The 7,681-nt window shown below is 46.9% G+C and carries 6 protein-coding genes; 4 read left to right on the top strand and 2 right to left on the bottom strand.

Going from position 1 to position 7,681, the window contains the following annotated elements; translation table 11 throughout:
• The 4 genes from ACRN9H_RS18555 to ACRN9H_RS18540 all read left to right on the top strand — a co-directional run.
• The coding region (locus ACRN9H_RS18555; protein ID WP_220733647.1) for an IS3 family transposase at positions 1–118 on the top strand (118 nt) is incomplete at its 5' end.
• A gap of 190 nt (positions 119–308) precedes the next feature.
• Complete coding sequence (locus ACRN9H_RS18550) at positions 309–1,874, top strand: cryptochrome/photolyase family protein (protein WP_432315688.1); 1,566 nt, start codon at positions 309–311, stop codon at positions 1,872–1,874.
• A 115-nt stretch (positions 1,875–1,989) separates the two neighbouring features.
• The gene (locus tag ACRN9H_RS18545; RefSeq protein WP_432315686.1) at positions 1,990–2,697 is read left to right on the top strand and encodes an SDR family oxidoreductase; all 708 of its coding nucleotides are present in this window, start codon (positions 1,990–1,992) and stop codon (positions 2,695–2,697) included.
• 615 nt (positions 2,698–3,312) lie between these two features.
• Positions 3,313–5,646, top strand: coding sequence for a M4 family metallopeptidase (locus ACRN9H_RS18540; protein WP_432315685.1), 2,334 nt, complete (start codon positions 3,313–3,315; stop codon positions 5,644–5,646).
• A gap of 176 nt (positions 5,647–5,822) precedes the next feature.
• On the opposite strand, the gene ACRN9H_RS18535 is transcribed toward ACRN9H_RS18540, so the two are convergent.
• Positions 5,823–6,374, bottom strand: a complete 552-nt coding sequence (locus tag ACRN9H_RS18535) for a response regulator transcription factor (RefSeq protein WP_432315684.1) — start codon at positions 6,372–6,374, stop codon at positions 5,823–5,825.
• Positions 6,371–7,681, bottom strand: coding sequence for a sensor histidine kinase (locus ACRN9H_RS18530; RefSeq protein WP_432315683.1), 1,311 nt, complete (start codon positions 7,679–7,681; stop codon positions 6,371–6,373). The genes ACRN9H_RS18535 and ACRN9H_RS18530 overlap by 4 nt, the downstream gene beginning before the upstream one ends.

The following is a 7,681-nucleotide window of genomic DNA, read 5'->3' as shown; positions in this document are numbered from 1 at the left end:
GCAAGATGTGACGGCTTACATGAAATATTACAACTTGGAGCGACTTCATTCTGCTAATGACAATCTGTCACCGGTAGAGTTTGAAAATTCTCAAGTAAAAGTGTCCAGTTTGGGTTGACCAGTACAGAAGCCCCACGACTTTGACTTTGCTTTAAAATAATTTAACCTGATTAGGTATTCAAAGAAGTTAAGCAATCCCAAATCACAACTATAAAAACTTCTCCCTGTAGAGCTACCTTCAGATTGATCCCAATCCCCCATTTAACCGTAACCCTCAATTGAGAATTGTCATTCAACGAGTCCACTTAATGCAATTACAGCAATTCCATACCGTCAGGTTAATTTTAGGCGATCAACTCAATGCACAGCATTCTTGGTTTAACCGCGTTGATGATCAAGTGCTGTATGTGATTGCAGAATTGCACCAAGAAAACACTTATGTGACCCATCATGTGCAAAAGATATGTGCCTTCTTTGCGGCAATGGCGCAATTTGCCCAAGAGCTGCGGGCGCAAGGGCATCAAGTGCTCTATTTAATCCTTGATGACACCTTCAATAACACTCAGGGCTATAGCGAACTACTGGGGCTCATTCAACATCAAGTGACGCAGGTTGGCGCGATCAAGTTTGAATACCAAAGGCCAGATGAATACCGCCTACTTGAGCAATTGAGTCAGCTTAAGCTCAACACCGCCGTGGTGAACTGTGTCGATACTGAGCACTTTATATTGCCGTTTGACGAAATCGATGCGCAGTTCCCCGTCGGCAAACACATTATGATGGAGCACTTTTATCGCCGTATGCGTAAACGCTTCAACATCTTGATGCAAGAAGGAAAGCCACTCGGCGGGCAATGGAACTTTGATGCAAGCAACCGTCAAAAGCTTAAACCTCAGGATATAAAAGTCTTGCCTGAGCCATTAATGTTTAGCTTCGATATGACGGAAATTCTCGCTAGGCTTGAGCGTCACCAAATCCCGACCATGGGTCGCATTGATGGGCCATTGCTGTGGCCTATAAACCGTGCGCAAAGCCTCGCGCTATTAACGTATTTTTGTCAGGTTTGCTTGCCTTCCTTTGGCCGCTTTCAAGATGCCATGACAGCGCAACATCCCGCCAAGTGGAGCTTGTACCATAGTCGGCTATCATTCAGCCTTAACAGTAAATTAATCAGCCCGTTAGAAGTCATCAATGCGGCTATCGACAGCTATCAAACAAATGCTGAAATTGATATCGCCCAAGTCGAGGGATTTGTGCGACAGATATTAGGTTGGCGAGAATACGTTCGCGGTATTTACTGGGCCAATATGCCGCAGTACGCCAGCACTAACGCGCTCAATGCCCATGGGACGCTGCCCGATTATTTTTGGCATGGCGACACTAAGATGAGCTGCATGCGACAAGCCTTATCCCAATCATTAGATTTTGCCTACGCCCATCATATTCAGCGCTTAATGGTGATTGGCAATTTCTGCTTATTAACCGAAATCGAGCCAAATCAAGTCGATGAGTGGTATTTAGGCGTGTATGTTGACGCTATCGAATGGGTTGAAATGCCCAACACCCGCGGCATGGCATTGTTTGCCGACGGCGGCATTGTCGGTACTAAACCCTACGCTGCTAGCGGTTCCTACATCAATAAAATGAGTGATTACTGCAGCGGCTGTCATTACAAGATAAAAGAGCGCAGCGGCGCACTTGCCTGTCCGTTCAATAGCTTTTATTGGCGTTTTATGGACAAACACCGCGCTCGATTGTCGCAGAACCCAAGGATCGGCATGCTATACCAAACTTGGGACAAAATGGACGAGTCCGTAAGGCGCGCCATATTAGCCACAGCCGAGCACAACCTCGTTCACCTAAACCGTTTGTAGCTGAACCATTAGCACTGAGTGTTAGTGCTTAGCATTTGTACTAAGCCTAAGCGTGACTCTTGGATATAGAGAGTTTGATATGGAAAGTTTGATATTTGGATAAGGAGAGTTTGTGATGAAAGTACTTATCGTCGGTGGGAGTGGGGGTATTGGCCAAGCCATGGTTAAGCAAGTCCAAGAGACATATCCCGACGCCACTGTGCACGCCACCTACAGGCATCATCTTCCCCAAGACAGGCAGGAGAAAATCCAATGGCATGCATTAGATGTGACCAATGAAGCTGAGATTAAACAGCTAAGCGAACAGCTCACTGAATTAGATTGGATTATTAACTGTGTCGGCATCTTACACACCCAAGATAAAGGGCCAGAAAAAAGCCTACAGTCACTTGATATCGACTTTTTCCAGCACAATGTAACGCTCAATACCCTGCCCAGCATCATGTTGGCGAAGCACTTTGCTAAGGCATTAACACAAAGCCACTCGGCAAGGTTTGCGGTGATATCGGCGAGAGTCGGCAGCATTGCCGATAATAAATTAGGAGGCTGGTACAGCTATCGCGCCTCAAAAGCCGCGCTGAATATGTTTCTCAAAACACTGTCGATTGAGTGGCAACGAAGCATGAAACACGGCGTGGTGTTATCCCTGCATCCGGGCACGACAGACACGCCATTATCTCAGCCATTTCAACAGAGTGTCCCCAAAGGTAAACTGTTTACACCTGAGTATGTCGCCAACTGCTTACTGCCCATCATTGCCAATGCTACACCCGCACAAACAGGGCGTTTTTTTGCCTACGATGGCACAGAGTTACCTTGGTGAAATAAGCTGAACAGTGAGTCAAGCCATAGCGACGCGGGCGGGCTCTTGCAACGTACATATTTCAAAGGGCATCTTTCAAATGGCCATTGCAAAGTGCATTTTTCAAAATGAATCCGGCAAAGCGATGGATTTTTGCCCTTAAAAAAAGGGTTATGCCCAAAAGCATCGCTAATCCTTAAATCTACCCACTTAAAAAATCACCCGCCTAAAAACACATGCTTAACCTCGCCAACATTTCCAGCCTAACCCAATGAAAATTCATCAATAAAGTGCTTTTTACAACTGACAAAACCCGCCATTTGACTAGGCTAAATTGCTATTACCCAAAAGTTCTAGTTCAGATTTAAAAGCGTCTAAATGAACGTTGAAGATAGTTCCTTTGTACGATTGTTAACACTTTTACATTTAAATAACATCTAGAGTCGTGCGGTCATTCACGCTTTTCGCAGAATAAAAACCTGAGAATTTCCGCCTGAGCAACAGCTCATTCTATGCGGTCATGGCAGAGAAATGCCAAGGACCAAGTAGCAATCACAATAAAAAAACGCTCGCCCGAGCCAGTTAAGCTGTATGGCATTCCAACGTTATTTACAAAACGGAAAAAGGATTTCAAGCATGATGCTAAACAAAAAACTGTCGCTACTCTTCATTGCTGTGTCGGCCACTTTAGGCACATCAGCATTTGCTGCTGATGTTGTCGATGTCGGCACTCTTAGAAGCGCGTCTTCAAGCAATAACTTAGTGTCTCAGTTCAGCTTAGACGCAGGTAGCCAACTCAAAGTAGAGAAAAAACTCAACCTAGGTCAAGGCAAGCAAAAACAACGTTTACAACAATATTTCCATGACGTCCCTGTTTATGGTTTCTCTGTTGCGACGTCACAATCGAGCATGGGCTTTTACAGCGACATGTCTGGCCGCGTATTAAAAAATATTGAAAAGTCGGCTGATTTTGTCAAACCCACTTTAACGGCTAACAAAGCGTTAGATATTGCGATCCGTGGCAAGTCAGAGAAAGCCGCTTCTAGCCTGAAGGCTGAAAACAAACAAGCAAAATTATGGCTTTACCTTGATGATGCCGCTAAAACTCGCCTCGTTTATGTGACGTCTTTTGTAGTATATGGCGATGAGCCAAGCCGACCATTCACTATGGTTGACGCGCACTCAGGTGAAGTGATTAAGCGTTGGGAAGGGATTAACCATGCTGCAACCGGCACAGGTCCAGGCGGTAACATTAAGACTGGCCAATACGAATACGGTACTGATTTTTCTAGCTTAGACGTTGAAGTGAGCGGTGACACTTGCACCATGAACTCACCTAACGTGAAAACCGTTAACCTAAACGGTGCCACATCAGGCGCAACAGCCTTCTCTTATACTTGTCCGCGCAATACCGTCAAAGAGATCAACGGCGCTTATTCGCCATTAAACGATGCGCACTACTTCGGCAACGTGATCTACAACATGTATAGCGAGTGGTACAACACGGCACCGTTAACGTTCCAGTTAACCATGCGGGTTCACTACAGCAGCAACTACGAAAACGCCTTCTGGGACGGCAGTGCTATGACCTTCGGTGATGGCGCAACAACCTTCCACCCATTAGTGAGCTTAGATGTCTCGGCACACGAAGTGAGCCACGGTTTCACTGAACAAAACTCAGGGCTGGTTTACGCAGATCAATCTGGCGGCATGAACGAAGCCTTCTCAGATATGGCGGGTGAAGCTGCTGAATTTTACATGCGCGGCACAAACGACTGGTTAGTCGGCGCCGATATCTTTAAAGGCAGTGGTGCACTGCGCTACATGGCAGATCCAACCTTAGACGGTATCTCAATCGGTCATATCGACGATTACTATGATGGCATCGACGTGCACCACAGTTCAGGTGTATTCAATAAAGCTTTCTACACTTTAGCTAACTTACCGGGTTGGGATACGCGCAAAGCATTCCAAACATTTGTAGTCGCTAACCAATTATATTGGACGGCTGACAGCTTATTCTGGCAAGGCGCCTGTGGTGTTAAATCGGCCGCAACTGACTTAGGCTTAAATGCTAACGATGTGGTCACTGCGTTTGCCGCTGTGGGTATCACCCCTTGCGAAACCCCACCACCACCGCCACCACCAGAAGCTACTGAACTCGCGAACGGTGTCGCTGTGACAGGTTTGGCGGGTACGTCGGGTAGCAAACAATACTACAAACTCGACGTAGCTAGCGGTGCAACCAACCTGAGCTTTAATATGTCAGGAGGCACCGGTGATGCCGATATGTATGTTAAATTCGGCCAAGCTCCTACCTCTAGCAGCTATGATTGCCGTCCATACAAAGCCGGCAATGCCGAAAGCTGCCCTATCGATCTAGCCCAAACGGGAACTTATTGGGTCATGGTCAGTGGCTACAGCAGCTACACAGGTGTGAGCCTAGTGGGTGCTTATGACGGCGATGACACACCAAACCAAGCTCCAACCGCAGGCTTTACTGCAAGCTTTGCTAACGGTAACGGTAGCTTCACTAGCACCAGTACTGACAGCGATGGCGACCTGACGTCATGGAACTGGGATTTTGGTGATGGTACAAATGCCGTAGGTGCGAGTGTCAATCATCAGTATGCCCAGTCAGGCAGCTACACAGTCACACTGACTGTAACTGACAACGATGGCGCAACGGCGAGCATTGCAACAGAATTTGCGGTTGAAGTACCAGAAGTGGCATTAGAGATGACAGTGAAAAATGCCAACAAGTCACGTCACGGTAGTATACGTGTTGCACTGGCATGGGATGGCAGCAATGCTAATGCATTCACTATCTTCCGTAACGGTGTTGCAGTAGGTACCTCAAATGGCTCAGCCTTTATTGACCGTTTCAGTAACCTAGCAAGTTCGAGCTTCGTCTATAAAGTGTGCGAAACTAACGGCCCTTGCTCAAATGAAGAAACCGTTAACTTTTAATTACATAAGGATGTAGTACAGTGGCGCTAGCGTAAAGCCCTAGCGCCTATGAATCGATAACTTCTCATTTCTTGTTAATGCCACTTAGCCTTTTTGAGTGGCATTTTTTATATTTAAACAAATACCTTATAGCTTGGTCTTTCTAAGCTTAAGGAGCCATTGCCAAAGCGAAATAGCTACTTCACACACCCACTTTCACCTACAGGCTTCTTGAGTAACTTACGTTGTAAAGTCCGGCGATGCATTCCCAATTGACGTGCGGTGACAGACACATTGCCTTGGTTCGCATTGAGCACTTGCTGAATATGCTCCCACTCCAAACGCTTAGGATTGAGTGGCGAATCATCAACGTCATCTTTTTGCAGCATATGGGTATGACCATCCATTTCTAGCGCAGCGAGCAAGGTTTGGGTATCCACAGGTTTAGCTAAATAATTATCGGCGCCGAGACGAATCGCTTCAACCGCAGTGGCGATACTGGCGTAGCCTGTGAGTAATACCATAGTCACTTTGGGCAGTAGGTTACGCAACGGTACAATTAAACTCAGCCCATTCACTTGGGCAAGTTTCATGTCTAACAGAATGTGGCTCGGACAAAATTCCCGCGCCACCAGCAAAGCCGCACTCGCATCATGGGTTAAGCGGCATTCAAAGCCGTGACGAGTTAACCGCCGCCCTAAAATACTCGCAAGTGAAAGGTCATCTTCTACAATCAACAAACGTTTCATGAACTTACCTCGTCACTAGCCTTAGTCTTGTGCGATACAGACGGCGCCAGATCCCTTAAAATAGTGAAACGAATTTGTGCCACAGTGCCACCTTGGGGATGATTAGCCAACATCAACTCTGCACCCAAACGCTCTAAACTGGCATGACTGAGTAGCAAAGCGACACCTAAACCCTTGGGACTTTCTATGAGTAAGGTGCCCAACTGTGGCAATAAATCGGGTGCGATACCAGTGCCATAATCGCGGATCTGCAAGTAGATCTGCTCTTCGCTTGGCGCTATATCCAAACCAATATCCACCTGCGGGATATTAATGGTTTCAACACTGGCGCGGGCAGCATTTTCAATTAACGCCATGATCGCTGGCGTCAGACTCATGTCGGTCAAAATACTCAGTTCTGACAATTGTTCCGGCGCACAGTTGATAAGCCAGTTCAGTTCGGTTTGCGGCATTAACAGCAAAATCTTTTGTTTTAAGTCTTCAATTATCTCTGTTATTTTTTGTGGGCGCTGGCGGCGATCGCGGATCGACTCCGTCGCTAATCTCAGCTCGGCAAGCGTATGTTCACAGCGACCTAACGCAGTTTCCATCTCGACTATCGTTATAGAGGTATCGCTCATGTCTTCTTTTACTTCATCGAGTAATAACCTCAGACTCGAGAGCGGCGTAGCCAGTTGATGTGCCATCTGCGCCGATACTGTACCTAGGGCTAAGAGTTGTTCCTGACGTAATTGCCCTTCACGCATATACGTCAGCAGCTCATCTTGGCGGCGCATACGTTTAGTAATCAGCGCCACGCTGGTTGTCATCACCAAAGCTGAAATCACAAAGTTAAACCACATGCCTAAATAGTGGGAACTCATGTCCATACCGTGGTGCTGCATGGAGGATTCGGGCACAGTAAAAATCATCAAGCTGTAAGCTAAGGTTGAAATTGCCGTCAGTGCCCAAGGCGCCCAGATTGGCAAAGTCACAGCCGCAAGTGCAATCGGCAGCAGTAATAACGAGATAAACGCATTGGTCGCGCCGCCGGAAAAGTGCAACCAAGAGATCCAAAATAGCGTGTCTAAGCTGAGCGCAATAAAGAGGCCGCGCTCCTTAGCAAATAAGGGTTTACGCAGTGCCAATGTGAGTGACAGGTATAACACCTCCAGCACTAACACATGCACTAACGGCTCCATTTGCAGGCTAAGACCAAAAGTATCGGCGGCAAACGTGGTTAAGCCTATTTGCAGCAGCAAACCTAAGGCTCGCAGTAATGCGACTTGATCGGCAGCCTGTAGACTGGTCCCTAAGATCTTCACCAT

It is taken from the genome of Shewanella sp. MF08487, from assembly GCF_050848685.1.
In the GTDB taxonomy this organism is placed as follows: Bacteria; Pseudomonadota; Gammaproteobacteria; order Enterobacterales; family Shewanellaceae; genus Shewanella; species Shewanella glacialipiscicola.
Note: the sequence above shows the minus strand (reverse complement) of the source record. Positions and strands in the feature narration are given on the sequence as shown.